The organism is Paraburkholderia sp. BL25I1N1 (genome assembly GCF_003002025.1).
In the GTDB taxonomy this organism is placed as follows: domain Bacteria; phylum Pseudomonadota; class Gammaproteobacteria; order Burkholderiales; family Burkholderiaceae; genus Paraburkholderia.
This window is the reverse complement of sequence record NZ_PVZB01000002.1, coordinates 389597-409965: the sequence shown is the minus strand read 5'-3', so window position 1 is coordinate 409965 and position 20369 is coordinate 389597. Positions and strand designations below refer to the sequence as shown.

The 20369-nt window shown below is 63.0% G+C and carries 19 protein-coding genes; 17 read left to right on the top strand and 2 right to left on the bottom strand.

Annotated elements, in window-relative coordinates; all coding sequences use genetic code 11:
• Window positions 1-186: 186 nt before the first annotated feature.
• From B0G73_RS04680 to B0G73_RS04660, 5 genes are all read left to right on the top strand, one after another.
• Complete coding sequence (locus tag B0G73_RS04680; RefSeq protein WP_106278323.1) at window positions 187-528, top strand: chemotaxis protein; 342 nt, start codon at window positions 187-189, stop codon at window positions 526-528.
• 148 nt (window positions 529-676) lie between these two features.
• Window positions 677-1228, top strand: a complete 552-nt coding sequence (locus tag B0G73_RS04675) for a type 1 glutamine amidotransferase domain-containing protein (RefSeq protein ID WP_106278322.1) — start codon at window positions 677-679, stop codon at window positions 1226-1228.
• 102 nt (window positions 1229-1330) lie between these two features.
• Complete coding sequence (locus B0G73_RS04670) at window positions 1331-1894, top strand: DUF4142 domain-containing protein (RefSeq protein ID WP_106278320.1); 564 nt, start codon at window positions 1331-1333, stop codon at window positions 1892-1894.
• On the top strand, window positions 1891-2235 hold the full coding sequence (locus tag B0G73_RS04665; RefSeq protein WP_106278318.1) for a DUF1488 domain-containing protein: 345 nt from the start codon (window positions 1891-1893) through the stop codon (window positions 2233-2235). Before B0G73_RS04670 ends, B0G73_RS04665 begins: the two co-directional genes overlap by 4 nt.
• 93 nt (window positions 2236-2328) lie before the next feature.
• Complete coding sequence (locus tag B0G73_RS04660) at window positions 2329-2910, top strand: hypothetical protein (protein ID WP_106278424.1); 582 nt, start codon at window positions 2329-2331, stop codon at window positions 2908-2910.
• A gap of 107 nt (window positions 2911-3017) precedes the next feature.
• Here B0G73_RS04660 and B0G73_RS04655 read toward each other — a convergent pair whose 3' ends face one another.
• Entirely contained in the window at window positions 3018-3260 is a 243-nt protein-coding gene (locus B0G73_RS04655; RefSeq protein ID WP_106278316.1) for a hypothetical protein, read from the bottom strand.
• A gap of 368 nt (window positions 3261-3628) precedes the next feature.
• Between B0G73_RS04655 and B0G73_RS04650 the strand changes: the two genes are divergently transcribed.
• Window positions 3629-4081 carry a PA2169 family four-helix-bundle protein gene (locus B0G73_RS04650; RefSeq protein WP_106278314.1) on the top strand — a complete coding sequence of 151 codons (453 nt, stop codon included), beginning with the start codon at window positions 3629-3631 and terminating at the stop codon, window positions 4079-4081.
• Between the two features lie 205 nt (window positions 4082-4286).
• Here B0G73_RS04650 and B0G73_RS04645 read toward each other — a convergent pair whose 3' ends face one another.
• Window positions 4287-4628, bottom strand: a complete 342-nt coding sequence (locus tag B0G73_RS04645; protein WP_106278312.1) for a BON domain-containing protein — start codon at window positions 4626-4628, stop codon at window positions 4287-4289.
• Between the two features lie 510 nt (window positions 4629-5138).
• Here B0G73_RS04645 and B0G73_RS04640 point away from each other — a divergent pair.
• The 11 genes from B0G73_RS04640 (at window position 5139) to B0G73_RS04590 (ending at window position 20236) form a co-directional block, all read left to right on the top strand.
• Window positions 5139-6620, top strand: a complete 1482-nt coding sequence (locus B0G73_RS04640; RefSeq protein ID WP_106278310.1) for an RNA polymerase factor sigma-54 — start codon at window positions 5139-5141, stop codon at window positions 6618-6620.
• A gap of 134 nt (window positions 6621-6754) precedes the next feature.
• A complete protein-coding gene (locus B0G73_RS04635) occupies window positions 6755-7933 on the top strand; it encodes a pyridoxal phosphate-dependent aminotransferase (RefSeq protein WP_106278308.1) in 1179 nt (392 codons plus the stop codon).
• A 186-nt stretch (window positions 7934-8119) separates the two neighbouring features.
• Window positions 8120-9901, top strand: a complete 1782-nt coding sequence (locus B0G73_RS04630; protein ID WP_106278307.1) for a S10 family peptidase — start codon at window positions 8120-8122, stop codon at window positions 9899-9901.
• A gap of 181 nt (window positions 9902-10082) precedes the next feature.
• Window positions 10083-10829: a FadR/GntR family transcriptional regulator gene (locus tag B0G73_RS04625; protein ID WP_106278305.1), complete on the top strand. Its 747-nt coding sequence runs from the start codon at window positions 10083-10085 to the stop codon at window positions 10827-10829.
• A 373-nt stretch (window positions 10830-11202) separates the two neighbouring features.
• The gene (locus B0G73_RS04620) at window positions 11203-11535 is read left to right on the top strand and encodes a helix-turn-helix transcriptional regulator (protein WP_106278303.1); all 333 of its coding nucleotides are present in this window, start codon (window positions 11203-11205) and stop codon (window positions 11533-11535) included.
• Window positions 11536-11538: 3 nt separating this feature from the next.
• Window positions 11539-12858: a type II toxin-antitoxin system HipA family toxin gene (locus B0G73_RS04615; RefSeq protein WP_106278301.1), complete on the top strand. Its 1320-nt coding sequence runs from the start codon at window positions 11539-11541 to the stop codon at window positions 12856-12858.
• A 236-nt stretch (window positions 12859-13094) separates the two neighbouring features.
• Window positions 13095-13838 carry a (Fe-S)-binding protein gene (locus B0G73_RS04610; protein ID WP_011492097.1) on the top strand — a complete coding sequence of 248 codons (744 nt, stop codon included), beginning with the start codon at window positions 13095-13097 and terminating at the stop codon, window positions 13836-13838.
• Window positions 13835-15229 carry a lactate utilization protein B gene (locus B0G73_RS04605; protein WP_106278300.1) on the top strand — a complete coding sequence of 465 codons (1395 nt, stop codon included), beginning with the start codon at window positions 13835-13837 and terminating at the stop codon, window positions 15227-15229. Before B0G73_RS04610 ends, B0G73_RS04605 begins: the two co-directional genes overlap by 4 nt.
• On the top strand, window positions 15216-15803 hold the full coding sequence (locus B0G73_RS04600; protein WP_106278298.1) for an LUD domain-containing protein: 588 nt from the start codon (window positions 15216-15218) through the stop codon (window positions 15801-15803). The genes B0G73_RS04605 and B0G73_RS04600 overlap by 14 nt, the downstream gene beginning before the upstream one ends.
• A gap of 261 nt (window positions 15804-16064) precedes the next feature.
• The gene (locus B0G73_RS04595) at window positions 16065-17975 is read left to right on the top strand and encodes a VRR-NUC domain-containing protein (RefSeq protein ID WP_106278296.1); all 1911 of its coding nucleotides are present in this window, start codon (window positions 16065-16067) and stop codon (window positions 17973-17975) included.
• Complete coding sequence (locus B0G73_RS04590; RefSeq protein ID WP_106278294.1) at window positions 17972-20236, top strand: ATP-dependent DNA helicase; 2265 nt, start codon at window positions 17972-17974, stop codon at window positions 20234-20236. The genes B0G73_RS04595 and B0G73_RS04590 overlap by 4 nt, the downstream gene beginning before the upstream one ends.
• Window positions 20237-20369: the final 133 nt, after the last annotated feature.

The following is a 20369-nucleotide window of genomic DNA, read 5'->3' as shown; positions in this document are numbered from 1 at the left end:
ATTTCAAGCAGAAGGCGCGTGGCGCCGGTGACCGTGCCTGCAAGCAACGGCAATGCCTGGCGCCGTCGTCGGCACGGCGGGGATGGCGCCAAGGTTGTTTCGGAATTGCTTCGCGAGCGGGCGGAACAGTCCTTGCGGAAGCTCGCTACGTGTATTGAACGAAGCGAATCAACCAAGGAGAGCGCCATGAGCAGCACCCTGAATCCCGATGAAGAGCCGCAACAGGTCGTCAAACGAACCGCCGGCACGACCGGCGCGCTCGGCCCGAGCGATTCGTCTGATAGCGGCAGCGATGTGGCCGGTGCGAAGCGTCATGAATTCGACGTGGATACCGAATTGGACAATCACGCGCTCGAAACCGGCGACACCGAACTCGGCAGCGATACAGATCGTGCCGGCACAGGTGAACGCGCCGCCGCCGACGGCGATTCCACCCTGATACCGGATGCGGACATCGAGCCGGACCGTGTGATCGATCCGCTGGCCAATGACGATGACGGCCTCGACGATGACCCGCAAGGTTTGTGAACGGGCGTGGGGCGGCAGGCGTCACGCGGGCGCGTGAACCGGGCGTGCGGTCCGGACGTATGGGCACGTACTTTGCTCACATTGAGTTAATCGAAGGGGCTGGCCACGCGGCATTGCCGGCCCGGCACTGAAACGAAGGAGATGAGGGATGGCTAGTGCGTTGAATGGTTACAAGGTGGCGGTACTCGCGGTGGACGGATTCGAGCAGGCGGAACTGATCGAGCCGCAACGCGCGCTCGTCGAGGCGGGCGCGACAGTGCATGTGATTTCAGCGAAGCCCGGCAAGATTCAGGGTTTCAAGCACGTGGATAAGGGCGACGCCGTCGAGGTGGATGCGACCTTCGACAAGGCCGGCGCGGACGATTACGACGCGGTGGTATTGCCAGGCGGCGTGGTCAACGGCGACGCCATCCGTCTGCTGCCGCAGGCGCAAGCCTTCGTCAAGGCAGCAGACGGCGCAAAGAAGCCGATCGCGGTGATCTGCCATGGCGGGTGGTTGCTGGTGTCGGCTGGAATCGTTAAGGGCCGCACGATGACGAGCTGGCCGAGCCTGCAGGACGACATTCGCAACGCCGGTGGCAGCTGGGTGGACCAGGAAGTCATGGAAGACGGCAATCTGATCAGTAGCCGCAAGCCCGACGATCTGCCGGCCTTTAACAGAACGCTGATTGCGCAATTGTTGAAACGCAAGGCGGCATGAATTGGTATTGAAGGTGACGAAGCGCGCGCGGAGTTGGAATGAAGGCTGCGCTCCGTCTTATCGGTTCCGCTTCGGCGTATCCGTCGACCTGGGAGAAAATGCATGAAAATCCGGTATTCCCTACAAGCGATGACCGTCGCACTGAGTTTCAGCGCGGCGTCCATCGGCGCGGTCTACGCGCAGGCGAGCGACGCCCCGGCGAGCGCTGCGCCGGTCAGCGGCACGAAGCTTTCGCCGGCGGATCAGCAATTCGTGCAGGACGCGTCGCAGTCCGACGCCACCGAAATCGCGGCCAGCAAAGTCGCGCTGAAGAATTCCAGCGATCCGCACGTGAAGAAATTCGCGCAGCAGATGATCACGGATCACACGAAACTCTCGCACGGCATGGCGGCGCTCGTCTCGAAGAAGGGCTTCACCTCGACGCCGTCGGCGGATTCCGCGCTGGTTGGCAAACTCCAGACGCTCAAGGGCAAGGATTTCGATCAGGCCTATGTTGAGCAGGTTGGGGTGGAAGCACACCAGCGAGCGGTCGATCTCTTCCAGCAGGAAAGCACCAGCGGCACCGACGCGCAACTCAAGGCCGCAGCCGCGCACGCGCTGCCGACCATCAAACATCATCTCGCGATGGCGCAGCAACTCGCCGGCGCAATGAAGGGTTCGCCATGAATGCGATCCGGCCGCGGCCGGCCTATGAGGATTCCCTTATGCAGATCACTTTTTCCGACGACAAGCCGGTCTTCGACGGAGCGAACCTGACCGTGCGCTTCATGGCGCGGGTGGACGGCGAGCCGGTCGTATGCACGATTACCGCCGAGGCGCTCGAGGATCATTTCGGCGCCGATTCCGCCCTGGAAGCCACGCTGATGTCGGCTTTCGACAAAGGTCGTCAACGTATCCGTTCGGTTTGCGCCGAAGCACTCGACCAGAACGACGGTGAAGGCGTAGTGTTGCATAGCGGACTGTTCAGAGTGGAAGGCATGGAACCGGATCGCGGCACCACAGCGTAAGGCCGGCGCGTGCCGCCGCTCGCGCGCGCGATGCCGCGCGGCGAAATGCGGCGGCATGGTCCGCAAACGCTATCAACGATGCAAGGAGGCCTTATGTCACTCATCGTCGCTGCACGCTTTACGACTTTTCCCGCCGCTGAAGACGCGGCGGCTAAGCTCTTCAACGCAGGTTTCGTCGAGGAAGACGTCACGCTGTTCTTCGTCAATCCGCGCGGTCAGCACGCGCGTTATCCGATCGGCGGCGACACCGGCACCGATGCCGGCGCCAAGGAGGCGCCCAAAGGTGCGGGGATGGGCGTCACGATCGGCGCGGTAGCCGGCGCGGTGGTGGGCGTCGGGATCTTCGCGGCTTTCTCCGCGCCGATTATCGTTTCGTTGATTGCCGCGGGCGTCGGCGCATATGTGGGCTCATTGGTCGGCGCCATGTCCCTTACGCGCGATGCCGGCCACACAGGCCATCGTTCGGCATTCCATGAAGAGACGCGCGATTCCGGCGTGCTGGTCGCCGTGCATGTCTCGCCGGATAATCAGTTCGATGCCGCGCGGGTGCTGCGCGAAGCCGGCGGCATGGCCATCGAGCGCGCGAGCGGACGCTGGCAGCAGGGGCGCTGGGCCGACTTCGATCCGTTGAAAAAGCCGGTGCCGCTCAGCGAGTTCAGCGAGAAGAGTGCTTGAATCGCTGGATATTTTCCTCGCGGTAATTAGCAGAACGGCCCGATATCGATCGGGCCGTTCTTTTTTGCCTATCCGGTCGCTATTCAAACAAGCACCTAAACCCATGCTCAAACCCAGACTTGCGGCGCACTGCGCTGGGGTTGGGGTGCTCGATCGACCTGATGCTTGTCGCGCGTCGCCTCGCAGGCGGCCGACACCAAGCCGTCATGCGTCAAGCCACATGACGGCGACGTAGCCTGCGCTTGCGAAGCCGGCGCTTCCTGCGCCAGCACGTGTTCGCGAATCTGCATCACAGTTGCCGAGCTGATGATCGCGACGGCGGCGAGAAATTCTGCGCTCCTGATCTTCATGGTGATTCTCCCTGTCGTTGTTGCTTGCCCATTCTTTTCAATCCGTTGGCACGTCTTGCCGTGTGTTGTTGCATGCACGCGTGCTCGGGCGGAGCATATTAAGCAACCGTTGTGCCATCGAGCAGAAGCCCGCTGCGCGGGGCGTTGCCGCCGATTGCGCCGCGTAGCGGCGGGCAAGATTTACGCGTGTTGGCAAGATCGGACCCGCGCGTCGACGCAGCGCGCAAACGTTCATTGCCGCGTGTTCCGGGCACGCGCCGTGCGAACGCATCTATGAACTCCGTCGCCGGAGGGAGAGTGCCTCGCGATTCGGGCAACTTATCTCCGGCGGCGGATTCCGTGACTAACGAAACCCCTGGAGGTATTGAATGGCTACGAACGTTGTTTCCGTGCTGAACGATCTGGTCGAAACGTCGAAGGATGGCGAGAAGGGCTTTCGCAAGGCAGCCGAAGATGCGCATGACGCACAGCTGAAAACGCTATTCCTGTCGCGCGCGGAAGACTGCGCGCGCGGCGCGCGTGAATTGCAGGACGCGGTTCAAGGACTGGGCGGCAAGCCCGAAACGGGCGGCAGCATGAGCGGCGCGTTGCATCGCGGCTGGGTCGACGTGAAGTCGGCTGTGACGGATCGCAGCGACCACGAGATTCTCGCCGAGTGTGAGAAGGGCGAGGACGTCGCGAAGAAGCGCTATCACGATGCACTCGAAAAGGAATTGCCGGCGGATGTGCGGGCAATCGTCGAGCGGCAGTATCAGGGCGTGCTGCAGAATCATGATCGCGTGCGTGATCTACGCGATCAATATGCGGCGGCGAAGCGTTAAGAAATAGGTGAGTGACCGGCGCCCGAAAAGGGCGCCGGTTGTTTCGGATCGAGCCGGATCGCATCGGATTGCGACGGGCAGAACTCCAAAGCGAGCCGCACGTAAAAAAAGCCATTCGCATTGCGTATGGCTTTGTCGTTGCTGTGAGTCATGAGCACCGGACGGTGCCGACCGAGATCGACACCGTCCGGCCAGACCCGCCGTTTTATTCGGCGGCGATCTTCAGATGGTTCTTCACGCTCGACACACCCTTCACGGCTTCCACGACTTCACCGGCCGCTGCCTTGTCGTCGGCCGAAGGCACCGTGCCCGTGAGCCACACCACGCCCTTGCGGGTCTTCACGTGGATGTGCGTCGACTTGACGTTCTTGGCGGCCAGCAGATCGGCCTTGACCTTGGTGGTGATGGCGCCGTCGTCGACATGCTGGCCGACGGTTTCCGATGCCGCCGACGGGGCGCTGCTTTGCGCCATGGCGTTCGTCGCGTTCAGTGCGAAAGCGACACAAGCGATGCTACCTGCGGTCTTCAGAAGTTGGATGGTCTTCATGGTTTCTCCTTCGGGTGTTGATCAAAATTGCGGTCTTGTTGCCTGCGGTCGATCGCGGTCGAAACCGCTGATGACACGCGTGGGATCGTTGCCGCTACGGTTCCGTCAGGGCCCGTTATCGACACCGGCCGACGGTCTGTGCATGCGTTTCGCTTCCGAGTTGCTTGCGCGTCTGGCATGCACGGACCGGCGTCCGTCCACATACTGCAGGGACGCAAGCGGTGTGCCCGGCGTGGCGTCAGAAACCTGGGATGGCGGGAAAGCCGTTACGGCACAAGTATTTAGGCTGACGAATACGATGCCGCAGTGCATCGACGCCAAGCATGGCGGCTGTCGGCGGGAGGGACCGCAATTTGCCGGGAGCTTGTAAAAAAGGCGCCTGGCGGCCTGCGCAATTGGCGGGCCTGAAAACACAAAGCGTAGAAAAAACAGTGCGTTGCGGGAGTTGGTACGACAGTTGCTTTAAACGGGCTACTCACCCATTTTCGCTATCAAAGGGACCTCACTACAATGCCTTCCATTGAACTACGCACAAGGCAGTCTCTCGCACTCACGCCGCGTCTTCAGCAATCGGTGCGTCTGTTGCAGTTGTCGTCTCTAGAGTTCCAGCAGGAGTTGCGCACCGCGCTCGACACCAATCCGTTCCTCGAGTACGACTCGTCGGAAACGGAAGACGTAGCGCTCGCAACCGCGACCTCCGGCGAAGACGGCGGCGCGCTACCCGCCACCGACGCGGTCGCAACCGCCGAGCCCGATGCACTGCCGTCTGAATCCGGCGCCAACGACACGCTGGAAAGCGCGGGCCAGGATGACATGCCCGGCGACTTCTCCGGCGACTACAGCAGCCGCAGTTCGACGCGCCAGAACGGCGACTCGGACAGCAGCGACCCCGCCGAATGGGCCCGCTCGCAGCCGACCTTGCGTGAGCAGTTGCACGATTCGCTGCGCCTCTATCGACTTGACGACCGCGACCGCGCGGTGGCCCGCTTTATCATCGAAGCGCTCGACGACGACGGTTATCTGCGTCAGGAACTGTCGGACCTCGCGGCCAGCGTCGATCTCGAACCGGAACTGACCGAAGAAGAATTGCTGGTGGCGCTGCGTCTCGTCCAGTCGCTCGATCGTCCGGGTCTGGGCGCACGCTCCTTGTCCGAATGCCTGTCCCTGCAGGTGAATGCGTTGCCCGCCGACACGCCGGGGCGCGACGTGGCGCGTCAAGTCGTCGAACATCATCTTGAACGGCTCGCGCGTCGCGAGCAGGCTGAACTGCAGAAGCAGATCGGCTGCAGCGCGGAAGAGTTGCGCGTGGCCTGCGCGCTGGTGCGCAAGCTCGATCCGAAGCCGGGCAACAGCTACGGCCGCACTGAAGACAATTACGTGGTGCCGGACGTGATCGTGCGTCAGGTCCGCAACAAGTGGGTCGTAACGATCAATCCGGCGGTGCAGCCGCGGGCGCGCATCCATCGCATGTATGCGGAATTGTTCGCGCAGTCGGCCGGCGCCAGCCGTTCACCGCTCGCGCAGCAATTGCAGGAAGCGCGCTGGCTGATCCGTAACGCGCAGCAGCGCTTCGATACGATTCAGCGCGTGGCCGAATGCATCGTCGCGCATCAAAAGGCCTTCTTCCAGTACGGCGAAATCGCGCTCAAGCCGATGGTGCTGCGCGATGTCGCCGACGAACTCGGCCTGCACGAATCCACCATCTCGCGCGCCACCGGCAACAAGTACATGGCCACGCCGCGCGGTATTTTCGAGTTCAAGCATTTCTTCCCGCGCGAACTGGGCACGGAAAGCGGCGGCACCTGTTCAGCCGCTGCCGTGCGCGCGCTCCTCAAGGAAATGATCGCCGCGGAGAACACGCACGATCCGCTGTCGGACGTCACGCTTGCCAGAATGCTCGCCGATCAGGGCGTGCTGGTGGCGCGCCGCACCGTGGCGAAATACCGGCATCTGATGAAGGTCCCGCCGGCGGAGTTGCGCCGCCAAATCTAAACGCGTCGCCCGCGAATCGGGGGCAAGCCCGAGCGCCACGCGGGACTGTTTGTTCGCGTGGCGCTTTTTCGTATCTGGACGTTTCGCGCGCGCCCCTTTACATTGGCGGGTCCATGGGAAACGGGGTGCGGTCAATGAAGTATTCGAATCTGGTCGAACGCCTGCAAGGCCGGCGCACCTCAGCGTGGGAAATCCATCGTGTCGCGCAGCAGGCGGAGGCGAGAGGCGAAGACGTCATCGTCCTGAGCGTGGGCGACCCCGACTTCGCCACGCCCGCGCCGATCGTCGAGCGCGCCATCGAAGCCTTGCGCGGCGGCGATACGCACTACAGCGCCGTGTCCGGCCGCGAGCCGGTGCGCGCGGCGATCGCCGCGGAACACACGCGCATGACCGGCTGCGCCGCGAGCGCCGCCAATGTGATCCTGACCGCGGGGGCGCAGAACGGCGTGTTTGCCGCGTCGCTGTGTCTGCTGGAAGCGGGCGACGAAGTGATCGTCCCCGAGCCCATGTATCTGACCTACGAGGCTTGCGTGCGCGCGGCCAGCGCCACGCTCGTGACGGTGCCTGTGGATCCGGCGCGGGCGTTTCATGTCGACTGCGACGCGCTCGAAGCCGCTGTTACCTCACGCACCAAAGCCATCTTCTTCGCGACGCCGTGCAACCCGACCGGCGTGGTCATGCAACGCGCCGATCTCGAACGTATCGCACGGCTCGCGTGCCGGCACGACCTATGGGTGCTCTCCGACGAGGTCTACGCCGAGTTGACGTTCGAACGCGAGCATGTGAGCATCGCCGCGCTGCCCGGCATGGCCGAGCGCACCGTGACGCTCGGCAGTCTGTCGAAATCGCATGCCATGGCCGGTTGGCGCGTGGGCTGGGCGATCGGGCCCACGGAGCTGATCGAGCACATGGGGCGGCTCGCGCTTGCCATGCTCTACGGCTTGCCCGGCTTCATCCAGCAGGCCGCATTGACGGCTGTGCAGCACAAGGCGCGGATCGCCGCCGAGATGCGCGAGATCTACCGGCGCCGGCGCGACGTGGTGTTCGAGCGTTTGCATCGCGTGCCGGGTTTGCGGTGCCTGTTGCCCGAGGCGGGCATGTTCATGATGGTCGACGTGAGCGGCACGGGCCTCGATACGGTCGACTTCACCTGGCAGCTGTTTCGCGCGCAAGGCGTGTCGCTGCTCGACGCGAGTGCGTTCGGCGAGACGGCGAATGGTTTCGTGCGGCTGGGTTTCGTCGTCGACGAAGCGCGTCTGATCGACGCGTGCGAACGTATTGCTGCATTCGTCGGCGCGTTGCCCGGTCGTTGAGTCTTTCGCCAACGTTTCGTTTGCTTTTCGATTGGCGTAACGCGGCGATGCGTCGTGGGAGGAATGCGTGTTCTCGCCGGTTTTCGATTGACGCCGTAAATGCTTGCGTCAAAAATCGAGCGCCGAGTTCGTCTTAAGCCTGCACCTTGCGGACATCGGCGCCTATTGACACTCGTCGGGAAACTCATGGGCCTTCGCTTTACCTTCTGGTTGCGCCAATCCTTGATGGCGGGATCCATGGCGGCCGCGCTCGTCGCGACGGCGCTCGTGCTTGCTGCAGTCGCCATGTTCAGCACCCTGTGCGCGGCGGCTGAACCGGGCGACTCGCCGGAAGCCGCAGCGAGCGCCGATACCGAGGCATCGGAGCCGGACGCGCCCCGCTTCGTGAGCGGCCAGCCCAATCAGAGCGCGGAGCCGAACGGCCAACCGCAGCAGGACTCGCATGCGGCGGCGAAACGCGCGCCTCGGCAGCCACGCGCGGTCGCGTCGGCGCAGAACGAAGCGTCTGGCAGCACGGCGCAGCGCAACGCGAAAGCGGAACCGACGGGGATTCCCATACCGCCGGAAACCGCATCGGTCACGCAGCATTCCATTCGGCTCGATGGCCGCAAGATCGACTACACGGCCACCGCCGGCAACCTGCTGTTGCGCGACAAGACGGGGCAGGCCAACGCGAGCGTTTTTTATATTGCCTACACTGTCGCCAGCAAAACGCCGCAGACGCGGCCGGTCACGTTTCTGTTCAACGGCGGTCCGGGCGCCGGCACCGTCTTTCTGATGATCGGCTCATTCGGGCCGAAGCGGGTGCGTACCGCGAGCCCGGATATCACGCCGCCCGCACCCTATACGCTCGCCGACAATCCCGACAGCCTGCTCGATAGCACCGACCTCGTCTTCATCGACGCCGTCGGTGCGGGCTTGTCGCGCGTCGTGGGTCATGGCACGGGCAAAGACTTCTGGGGCGTCGACAAGGATGTGGATGCGTTCTCGCAATTCATCGACCGCTATCTGACGGTGAACCAGCGCTGGAATTCGCCGAAGTATCTGCTCGGCGAATCGTATGGGACCGCGCGCGCCGCGATGCTCGCGTATCAGTTGGGGCAGAACAATATCGCGCTTAATGGCGTGATCCTGATGTCGTCGGTGCTCGATTCGGCCGCGTTTTCGGCGGGCTCGGATTTTAAAAGCGAAAGCTATCTGCCGAGCTTCGCGGCGATCGCCTGGTATCACGGCAAGATCGTGCCGAAGCCGGCCAGTCTGCCTGCTTTCCTCGACGAAGCCCGCGCGTTCGCCCGCGGGCCGTATGCGCAAGCCCTTGCACAAGGCGATGCGCTGCCCGACGCCGAGCGTGACGCGATCGCCGCGCGCGTCGCGCAATTCACCGGCCTCGATATCGCTTATGTGAAGCGCAGCCGCCTGCGTCTCTATCCGTCGCGTTATCGCAGTGAATTGCTGCGCGATCAGGCGCGCAGTGTCGGCCGTTACGATGCGCGTTTTGAAGGCATCGACTTCGACAGCGTGTCGGATCGCCCCGACTACGACGCCTCGGTGAGCAGCGTGTCGAGTGCTTTCGACGCGGCGTTGCATCAGCATTTCGCTCAGGACCTGCACTTCACGCCGGCCGACCGCTACCGCGTCTTCAACGACGAAGCGCTGACGCAATGGGACTGGAAGCATCGCGAATGGTGGGGCGAGCGTTTGCCCGTGCCGTATGCAGCCGGCGATCTGGCTGAAGCGATGCGGCAGAATCCGCAGTTGCGCGTGATGTCGGTGAACGGCTATTTCGATCTGGCCACGCCGTTCTACGCCACCGAATATGCGCTCGCGCATCTGGGCCTGGACGGGCCGCTGCGCGCCAATGTGCGAATCGCATACTATCCGACCGGTCACATGATCTATCTCGACGACGCGGCCTTGCACACGCTCCGGCGCGATCTGGCGGTTTTCTACGCGGCGGGTGCGCGCTAGCGGGTTCCCGACGACTCGCAACGCCGGCAGGCTCGCGTGCCAGCCGGATTCGGCGTGTCCCGTTGAACGGTATAATTCGCTGCAACGTCGAAGCGCGACTGCAACGTCGCAACGCATCGTGCCTGGACACTCTCCACGGCCTGAAAACCGCTTGCTCAACCGGCTTTACTCACCGCTGCCCATGCCATTTCTCCCGATCCAGGCCTTCACGCGCAAACGGCTGTCCGACGTGGTGTCCGACCAGATCAAGCAACTGATCTCGGACGGCACGCTGATGCCCGGCGACCGCTTGCCGGCTGAACGCGATCTGGCGACGCAGCTCGGCGTGTCGCGGCCGTCGTTGCGGGAAGCGCTGATTCGGCTTGAAGCGGACGGCTACATCGAGACATCGGGGCGGGGCGGTTTTACGGTCGTCGATGTCACGGCGCCGATCATCTCCAAGCCACTCGCCGAGCTGCTGCTGCAGAATCCGCGCACCAGTGCCGATATTCTGGAGTTGCGCCAGGGGCTCGAATCGATTTCGACGGTGTATGCCGCGGAGCGCGCCACGGCCGCCGACCTGAAAAAGATCAGCGTCGCGTTCGAGGCGTTGAAGGCCGGCTCGCAGTCTCAGGATCGCGTCAATCTCGCGGAACTGGACGCCGCGTTTCACCTCGCGATCGCCGACTCTACGCACAACATCGCGCTCGCGCACGTGATGCACGGCATCCATACGCTGATTCGCGAGGGCATGCGCCAGTACCATCGGCTGATCGATTACGACGACGCGATGGAAAAGCAGTTGATGAGCCAGCATCAAGCCATTTACGACGCCGTCATGGCACGCGACGCGCAAAAGGCGCGCAAGGCCGCCGAGCGTCATCTGACCTTCGTGCGCGAGATGTACAAGGAAGATGCGGCGAAGCCTTCGTCGAGTGTGGTTTCGTGATTGCGCGGGCGCGCCCACTGGCCGGCATCTGTTGCTTTTAGTCTTCGCCCTTCAATCATCTTCGGCCGGCGCGGCGATCCATCAACGCGCGAAGTGAAACGCTCGGGCACTCCCTCCCTGCTGATGCATGACCGACTCATCTGCGGAAGGACCACGTGTTCAGCTCCGGGCAGTTGCTGTCAGTGCAAAGGGAAACCAGCATTGCCGTCACCGCGGTCGGCGTGGTCCAACGGCGTCTTTATGTGTCATATAGAGCACATTGACAGATATAAGCGACTTAAGGTGTAGTATACGACACATAATCTTTAGCCGATAACGTATCGCTTAGAATACAATGTCACCTTGACTGCACTTAACGTATCGCAGGTGGCACATGGACCTCTTCGAGCTTGGAGAAACATTTCGCCTCGCGCGGATTGCCGCAAACAAGACTCAGCAGCAGGTTGCCGAGCAAAGCGGCATCACGCGCGCGCGGATTAGCCGCTTTGAGACGGGACTGCTTCCCGAACTCGGCACCGTCAAGCTGCTGAGTCTCTTCGAGGCAGTGGGGCTCGAGCTTCTGGCTCGTCCAATAGGCCATCGGCGTACGCTCGACGACGTTCTGACCGAACAGCGAACGCTTCCTGTTTCCGTCGACGAAACCCGGCGGCGTGTCCGGCTCCCGCGCTCCGAGGTTAGCGTCAGGGCCACAGGAAAACGCGGATAGCTCATGGGCGTACTCGATATCTACTGCAACTTCACGTTGGTCGGGACGCTGACGGAAGAGGCGCACAGTGGCGTCTTCACCTATCTGCCCGGTACGCCGACCGCCGACGTCGTCTCGCTTCTCATGCCGGTACGAAACGGCTCCTACACCTGGCCCGGGGGCATCATGCCTTCGTTCCAGATGAATCTGCCGGAAGGCTTCAAGAAAGATCTCATTCGTCAACATCTCGGTCCTCACGCGGACGTGAGCGATATGGGGCTACTCGCATTGACGGGCGCCAATACCATCGGGCGGGTGAGAGCAGTCCCGCACGGGACGCCGCTCGACACTGCGGGGTCTAACTTCGATATGGCAACGCTTCTCGCGAGTCCGGACTCCAGAGACAACCTTCTCAAACACCTTGAGGCAGGCATTAGCGAGGGTGTTTCGGGGGTCATGCCTAAAACACTGGCTTCCGGTGAGGAGAAGGCGACCGTCTGGACGGATGAGTTCATTTTAAAAACTGGTCCGGTCGACCTGCCGGGGCTCAGCATCAACGAATACCTCTGCCTTGAGGTCGCGAGGAACACGGACCTGAATGTTCCGGAAACACGCCTTTCAGAGGACGGCCGTGTGCTCGCGATACGGCGTTTCGATCTGCAAGCGGATGGCACGCGCCTCGGGGTCGAAGACTTTTGCGCATTGAAGGGCTTTGATCCTGTACGCAAATACCAGGGCACTGTCGAAGACCTTGCGAAGCTCTGTAATCAGTATCTCGGCGTGGATCACCGGAAAGACAGCAAGCGCAAGCTGTTCTTGCTGTTGCTGCTGAACTATGCGCTGCGTAACGCTGACGCGCACATGAAGAACTACGCGTTGACGTACACGAATGAGCGGGACGCTCGCCTTTCTCCCGTGTACGACATCGTGACTGTCACCGCTTACCCTCGCTATCAGGATGACGCACCGGCGTTGTCGCTGAAAGGCAAAAAATTGTGGTGCTGCGGTAAAGCGCTGTTCGAATACGGCGGTGCGCGGCTGAGTCTCTCGCCGACGGATATGAACGCAGCACTCGAGCAGGTGGTAAGCGCGGTGCAGAAAGTGCTTCCGCTGGTCAGCGCATACGCGGACCGGTATCCCGAGTTCAGGAATGTCGGCAAGCGAATGCTGGAGGCGTGGGCGCGAGGTCTCGAGGACATCAAGCCGGATGCGAAGCCTGGAAAGGGGGTGCCTGCTCCTTTGCGTGAACAGGCGGGATTGTCCGAAACGCATTCGGACATGAGGCGAAAAAACCATAACCCGTATAGCGACCCGAACGGACCGTTTGGTCACAAGTCTCGATAACTGGGCGTAGCGTTTGCGACTCGCGCGACGCAAGCTGTCATCCGTCGCCATCGCGCCATTGACACGCTTTCTGGACTTCCTTATATTCTTGGTCAGACCAACCTTACCAGTCAGACTAGTGCGGCGAAATCCTTGACAATCGTTCAACGCCGCCGCGGCGCCGTGCTGGTTCACCAACGCGATTCCGCAGTAGAGTAGGTGAATCGCCGGCTGCTGCTTTTCCTTTCAAAGAGCCTATGAAAGTCGCCCTGTTCATCCCGTGCTTCATCGACGCGTTCTATCCGGAAGTGGGGATCGCCACGCTCGAATTGCTCGAACGCTTCGGCATCGAGGTCGACTATCCGCAGGAGCAAACCTGCTGCGGCCAGCCGATGGCCAACAGCGGCGCGCATGCAGAGGCCGCCGGCGCCGAGCGCGTGTTCGCGCGCAACTTCGCCGGTTACGACTACATCGTCGGGCCGTCGGCGAGTTGCATCCATCACGTGCGCGAGCATCTAACCGCGCTCGAACAAACCGACGAAGTGAAGAAGGTCCGCGCGAACGCTTATGAACTCGTCGAGTTTCTGCACGACGTGGTCGGTGCGCGTGAATTTCCGTGGGCTGAGTTTCCGCATCGCGTCGGATTGCACAACAGTTGCAGCGCGTTGCGGCATCTGAAGGAAGCGTCGATTTCGGAAGTGGCGGGTACACCGTTTTCCAAGCCGCGTACCTTGCTCGAAGGCGTGAAGGGCATCGAGTTCGTCAAGCCGGCGCGGCCCGACGAATGCTGCGGTTTCGGCGGCACGTTCTCCGTCACCGAAGAGCCGGTGTCGGTGCGCATGGGGCAGGACAAGGTGCGCGATCATCTGAACGCGGGCGCCGAATATATCGTCTCGGGCGACATGTCGTGTCTCATGCATCAGCAAGGCTGCGCCGAACGCATGAAAGCCGATGCGCGCTTCATCCACATCGCGCAGGTCCTCAACGGAGCACGCGCATGAGCAACCGGATCGATCACGCGAAAGCGGCAGGCGCTTTCATCGGCAAGACAGAGCATGTTGCGTTTCACGACAAACGTCTATGGGATTTGCGCGAGAAGCGCGACGTGCAGGCGCGCGGCATTGCCGAATGGGAGACGATGCGCGAACTGGCGTCGGGTATCAAGGAACACACGCTTTCGAACCTCTCGCAGTATCTCGAACAGTTCGCGGCGGCCGCCGAGGCCAACGGCGTGACCGTCCATTGGGCCGCCACCGCTGAAGAGCACAACGCCCTCGTGCACCAGATCATGTCGGAGCGCGGCATGACCACGCTCGTCAAAAGCAAGTCGATGCTCACCGACGAATGCAAGATGCGCGAGTACCTCGAACCGCGCGGCATCACGGTGATGGAAACGGATCTGGGCGAACGCATCCAGCAACTCGATCATCAGGATCCGAGCCATATGGTGGTGCCGGCCGTGCACAAGCTGCGCGCCGATGTCGCCGAACTGTTCGGCCGCACCATCGGCACCGATCCGAAGAACAGCGACATTCACTACCTGGCGGAAAGCCAGCGCATGAACACGCGGCCGTACTTCGTGCGCGAGAAAACCGCCGGCATGACCGGCTGCAATTTCGCGGTGGCGGAGACCGGCACGGTGGTGGTGTGTACGAACGAAGGCAATGCGGATCTGTCGGCGAATGTGCCGCCGTTGCATATCGCGTCGATTGGAATCGAGAAGCTAATTCCAAAAGTGTCCGACCTCGGCGTGTTCATCCGCATGTTGTCGCGCAGCGCGCTCGGCTCGCCGATCACGCAGTACACCTCGCATTTCCGCGCGCCGCGTCCGGGCACGGAGATGCATTTCATTCTCGTCGATCACGGCCGCTCGGAGCGGCTCGCCATGGTGGACTTCTGGTATTCGCTCAAATGCATTCGCTGCGGCGCATGTATGAATACCTGTCCCGTGTACCGGCGCAGCGGCGGGCTGTCGTACGGCGGCACCTACTCGGGGCCGATCGGCGCGATCATCAATCCGACTTTCGATCTGAAGCGCTATAGCGCGCTGCCGTTTGCGTCGACGCTCAATGGCAGTTGCACCAATGTGTGTCCGGTGAAAATCAATATTCACGAGCAGATCTACAAATGGCGCACGGTGATCGCTGAACGCCATGAAGTGCCGTTCGTGAAGCACGAAGTCCTGAAAATGGCCGGGCGTTTGCTGGCGAGTCCGACCTTGTATCGCGCGACGGTGTCGTCCATGGGCAGCGCGCTGCGGCGGCTGCCGAATTTCGTGCTGTATAACCCGCTGAATATCTGGGGCAAGCAACGCGAGTTGCCGGAGGCGCCAAAGCTGACCTTCCACGCCTGGTACAAGAAGAATCGTGGAGACGGCAATGGCAACGCGTGAGGCTTTTCTGGACAAGGTGCGGCAGGCACAGCCACCGTCGCGGCCACGGCCTGAAGTGCCGCTCTTCGACGAGGCGGGCGGCGATCTGCGCGCGCGCTTCACGGCGGCCTTGCAGGCAATGGGCGGCACCTGCGTCGAAGCCACGTCTGCTGCCGAGGTGAGCGGGCTGATTCGCGAGCGCTTCGGCGCTGAGGCGTCGGTGGCTTCGGCGACCGCGGAAGTGTCGGGCACGCGCCCGCTCACCGCCGACACGGAACCCGCATCGCTACAGGATATCGACGTGGGCGTGGTGCGGGCGCGCTTCGGCGTCGCCGAAACCGGCTCGGTGTGGTTCAGCGAGCGCGAGTACGTGGTCAACGCGCTGGGCTACATCGTGCAGCATCTGGTCGTGCTGCTCGACCCGGCGCAACTGATCGACGGCTTGCAGGACGTGTACCGGCGCGACGATTTCCGTGACGCCCGCTATGCGGCGCTCGTCACCGGACCGTCGGCGACGGCGGATATCGAAGGCGTGCTGATTCGCGGCGCGCAAGGCGTGCGTTCGTTGACGGTGGTGTGGCTGGCGGCGCAATGAAAATGCAGTAGCGGCGGCACCATCGAATGGCACAATGCGGCATCCCGTTCGATAAGCCTGTCACTCTGCTGACATGGAACTTCGGCATCTCCGATACTTCGTCGCCGTTGCGGAGCGCGCGAGGGTAAAGCGGCGCGCGGACGGATTCGCATGGCGGTACGTTCAAGCCGCGCCATGATGTCGCCTCAAGGCCGTGCGGCCGGGCTGCCCACGGAGTTTGCTATCATCACTGTATAAACATACAGGTTTCATGAAAGTGCCGTGGCGACACCCGTCTCTCCCTACGCCCTCTACTATCTGCTGAACTTCGAGCGCGCCCTGGCGTGGCTCGCGCAGCGTTACGACGATCTGTTCGACGCGCACGAGCAAGCGTTTCTGCGCGAGTTCGCCGCGCTGCCGCAGTCTTCGCGCGCGCTACTGGTTCGCATGCTCATGCGCAAAGGCACGCTGTTCCGCGCGAGCCGCCTGTCTTACGACGAAATCGGCTGCCCGTTGCAGGCAGCGGCGCCGATCGCGGCGCTTGGCTGGGTCAACACCGAACCGGGACTCACGCTCGACGAATTGTTCGCACTCACCACGCGTGCCGAGTTGATGGAGATTTTCTCAGACGCCATCGCGATGATTCCGGGCGCAAGGAGCCTGCGCAAGCCGGATCTGCTGGAAACACTGCGCCCGTTTTTTGCAAGCGAAAGCGACGAGGAAGGCGCCACTGCGCGTCCGCTTTCGGTATGGCATAGCCGAACGGAGGACCGCGTTTTTCACGTGGCGATCGCGCCGCTTTGCGAACGCTTGCGGTTGATGTTCTTCGGCAATTTGCAGCAGGAGTGGTCGGAGTTCGTGCTCGCCGACCTCGGCGTCTTCCAGTACGAGAAAGTGGCGTTCGCGCCGTCGTCGCGCGCGTTTCAGAAGCGCGCGGACGTCGACGTCTATCTCGCGTTGCACGCGTGCCGTGAAGCGCTCGAATGGTTACCCGGTGGCGAGGCGGAAGCGGCGGCAATCGAAGAGATCGTCGCCACTGTCGCCTCCGTTGAAACGGCCAACCCCTGGCTTGAAACGCGTCGCGCGAAACTGTTGTTCCGCATCGGCCACCTGTGCGAGCGTCGGCAGAACTGGGCGGCGGCGCTCGCCGTTTATGAGCGTTGCGCGTGGCCCGGCGCGCGTCATCGGCGCATGCGCGTGCTCGAACGCAGCGAGCGTTTCGACGATGCTTTCGCGCTGGCCTCGCAAGCCGCCGCCGCGCCGGAGAGCGAAGAAGAGGCGCAACGCGTCGCGCGCATGCTGCCGCGTTTGCAGCGCAAACGCGGCGAACCGGTCGCGCGTGTGTCTGCCGCTCGGCCGGTCGAGCGCAGCACGCTCGTGCTGCCGCGACCCGATGCGCCGATGCCGGTCGAATACGTCGCCCGCGATCACTTGACATGCGAGACCGCGCCGGTGCACTACGTCGAGAACGCGCTGATCAACTCGCTGTTTGGGCTGTTGTGCTGGGAGCCGGTTTTCGCGGCGTTGCCCGGCGCATTTTTTCATCCGTTCCAGCGCGGTCCGGCCGATCTGCACGCGCCGGATTTTCATGCGCGCCGCGCTGAGCAGTTCGCCGCGTGTCTCGACCAACTCGATAGCGGTGGCTACCGCGAGACGATTGTGCGGCATCTGCATGGCAAGGCGGGGCTGCAATCGCCGTTCGTGTTCTGGGGGCTGCTTACGCCGGAACTCGTTGCATTGGCGCTCGACTGTCTGCCGGCCGCGCATCTGAAGCTGTGGTTCGAACGCTTGCTGCGCGACGTGCGCGGCAATCGGTCCGGTTTGCCCGACCTGATCCGCTTCTGGCCGGCCGAACGTCGCTATGAGTTGATCGAAGTGAAGGGCCCGGGCGACCGCTTGCAGGACAACCAGATTCGCTGGCTCGCGTATTGCGCGCAGCACGGGATGCCGGTGCGCGTGCTCGACGTGCGTTGGGCCGATGAAGAGGTCGTTGCCGAAGGTGGCGCGGCGGAAGATGCCGCCGAAGTCGCTGCCGAGGCCGCCATCGAAGCTGTCTCTGAGGCCGCTTCAGAGGCTGCCACCAACGCCACTATCGAGGCCGCTGCCGAGGCCGCGACAAAGGCCACTATCGAGGTCACCACCAAGCCCGCCACAAAAGCCGTCATCAGCCCCACCACCGAGGCCCGCGCATGACCTACGTGGTCGCCGTACGGGCGATGTGCGAGTTCACCGCGAGGCGCGGCGATCTGGATCTGCGCTTCACGCCGGCGCCGACCTCGCTAGAAGGCATGGCGGGCCACGTGACCGTCGCCGGCCGGCGTGCGAGCGGCTACGAAACCGAGATCACGCTGACCGGCACGCACCGCAATCTGACCGTGCGCGGGCGTGCCGACGGTTACGATCCCGTCGCGAACCGCGTGGAAGAGGTCAAGACCCATCGCGGCGATCTCGAACGCATGCCGGCCAATCACCGCACGCTGCACTGGGCGCAGGCGCTCGTCTACGGTCATCTGCTGTGCCGGACGCGGGAGCTCACGGAGCTGACCGTAGCGTTGGTGTACTTCGATATCGGCACGCAGAAAGAGGTGCTGCTGACGCAAACGCATACCGCGCGCGACCTGGAGATTTTCTTCGTCGAACAATGCGAGCGCTTTCTCGATTGGGCCGTGCAGGAAGAGGCGCATCGGGCCGCGCGCAACGCGGCGCTCGGCGCGCTGCAGTTTCCGCATGGGCAGTTTCGCAGTGGGCAGCGTGAGCTGGCGGTGTCGGTGTATCGCGCGGCGCGCGACGGCAAGCCTTTGATGGCGCAGGCGCCGACCGGAATCGGCAAAACGCTCGCGACGATTTTCCCCTTGCTCAAGGCGTGCGCTTCGGACCAGATCGAGCGGATATTCTTTCTGACCGCCAAGACGCCGGGCCGCGCGCTGGCATTGGACGCGATCGAAACCCTCCATCAAGGCGCCACGCGTCTGCCGTTGAGAGCCCTCGAACTGGTCGCGCGCGACAAAGCCTGCGAGCATCCCGACAAAGCCTGCAACGGCGAATCCTGTCCGCTCGCGCGCGGCTTCTATGACCGGCTCGACGCGGCCCGAAGCGCGGCGTTGGCCGGTCCGCGCCTCGACCGCGCGGCGGTGCGCGACGCGGCGCTCGCCAACCAGGTCTGTCCGTACTATCTGGCGCAGGAACTGGCGCGCTGGGCCGACGTGGTGGTCGGCGATTACAACTACTACTACGACAGCAGCGCGATGCTGTACGCGCTCACGCAGATCAATCAGTGGCGCGTCGGCGTGCTGGTCGACGAGGCGCACAATCTGCTTGATCGCGCGCGGCGCATGTACAGCGCGTCGCTCGATCAGGCGGCGTTCCGGCTCGCGCGCAAGACGGCGCCGGCCACCTTGCGCAAGCCGCTCGAGCGGTTGCAACGCGAGTGGAGCGCCGTCAAGCGCGCGCAGACCGAGACCTATCAGGTCTATGCCGACGTCCCCGGCAAACTGCTCTCGGCCGCGCAGAATCTGATCGGCGCCGTCACCGATCAACTGGCGGAAGCACCGCTTTCCATCGACGAAGCGTCGCTGCGCTTTTTCTTTGACGCGATGCATTTCGTCGCGCTGGCCGAGCAGTTCGGCGAGCATTCCATCTTCGATATCACGCTCGCCACAGACCGTTACGCGCCGCGCGACAAAACGAATGCCACGCTGTGCGTGCGCAACGTGATTCCCGCGCCGTTTCTCGCGCCTCGCTACGCGGCCGCGCGCACCACGGTGATGTTCTCCGGCACGCTCAACCCGCATCATTTCTATCGCGACACGCTGGGCCTGCCCGAACAGACCCAATGGCTCGACGTGGAAGGCCCCTTTCGCGCCGAGCAGTTGCAGGTGCGCGTGGCCGGCAACGTATCGACGCGTTGGCGCGACCGCGAGCGTTCTCTCATGCCGATCGTCGATCTGATCGCCAGGCAATACGCCGCGCAGCCGGGCAACTATCTGGGCTTTCTGAGCAGCTTCGAGTATCTGCAGCGCGTGGTCGCGCTGATGCGCGAGCGGCATCCGGATTTGCCGGTCTGGGCGCAGGAACCCGGCATGGACGAAACTGCGCGCGACGCGTTTCTTGCGCGCTTTCGCACCATGAACCAGGGCGTGGGCTTCGCAGTGCTCGGCGGCGCGTTTTCGGAAGGCGTCGACCTGGTCGGCCAGCAATTGATCGGCGCCTTCATCGCCACGCTAGGTTTGCCGCAGATGAACGAGATCAACGAACAGATGCGTCGCACGATGGAGACGAGGTTCGGCAACGGTTACGACTACATGTATCTGTACCCTGGCTTGCAGAAAGTGGTGCAGGCGGCTGGGCGCGTGATTCGCACGGAGCAGGACCAGGGTGTCGTGCATCTGATCGACGACCGCTATCGGCGGCCGGAAGTGCGGCGCTTGCTGCCGCGCTGGTGGGACGTGCAATAAATAGCGCGACACCGGCGCTTCACTAGCGCGCCTCTTTACCTCTCAGGTAATCGACCCGCCTACCGCCGCCCGGCACAGTGGCGGCACGGCATCACGATTCCCACTTGAGGCCGCAACGATCTTGCACGGGACC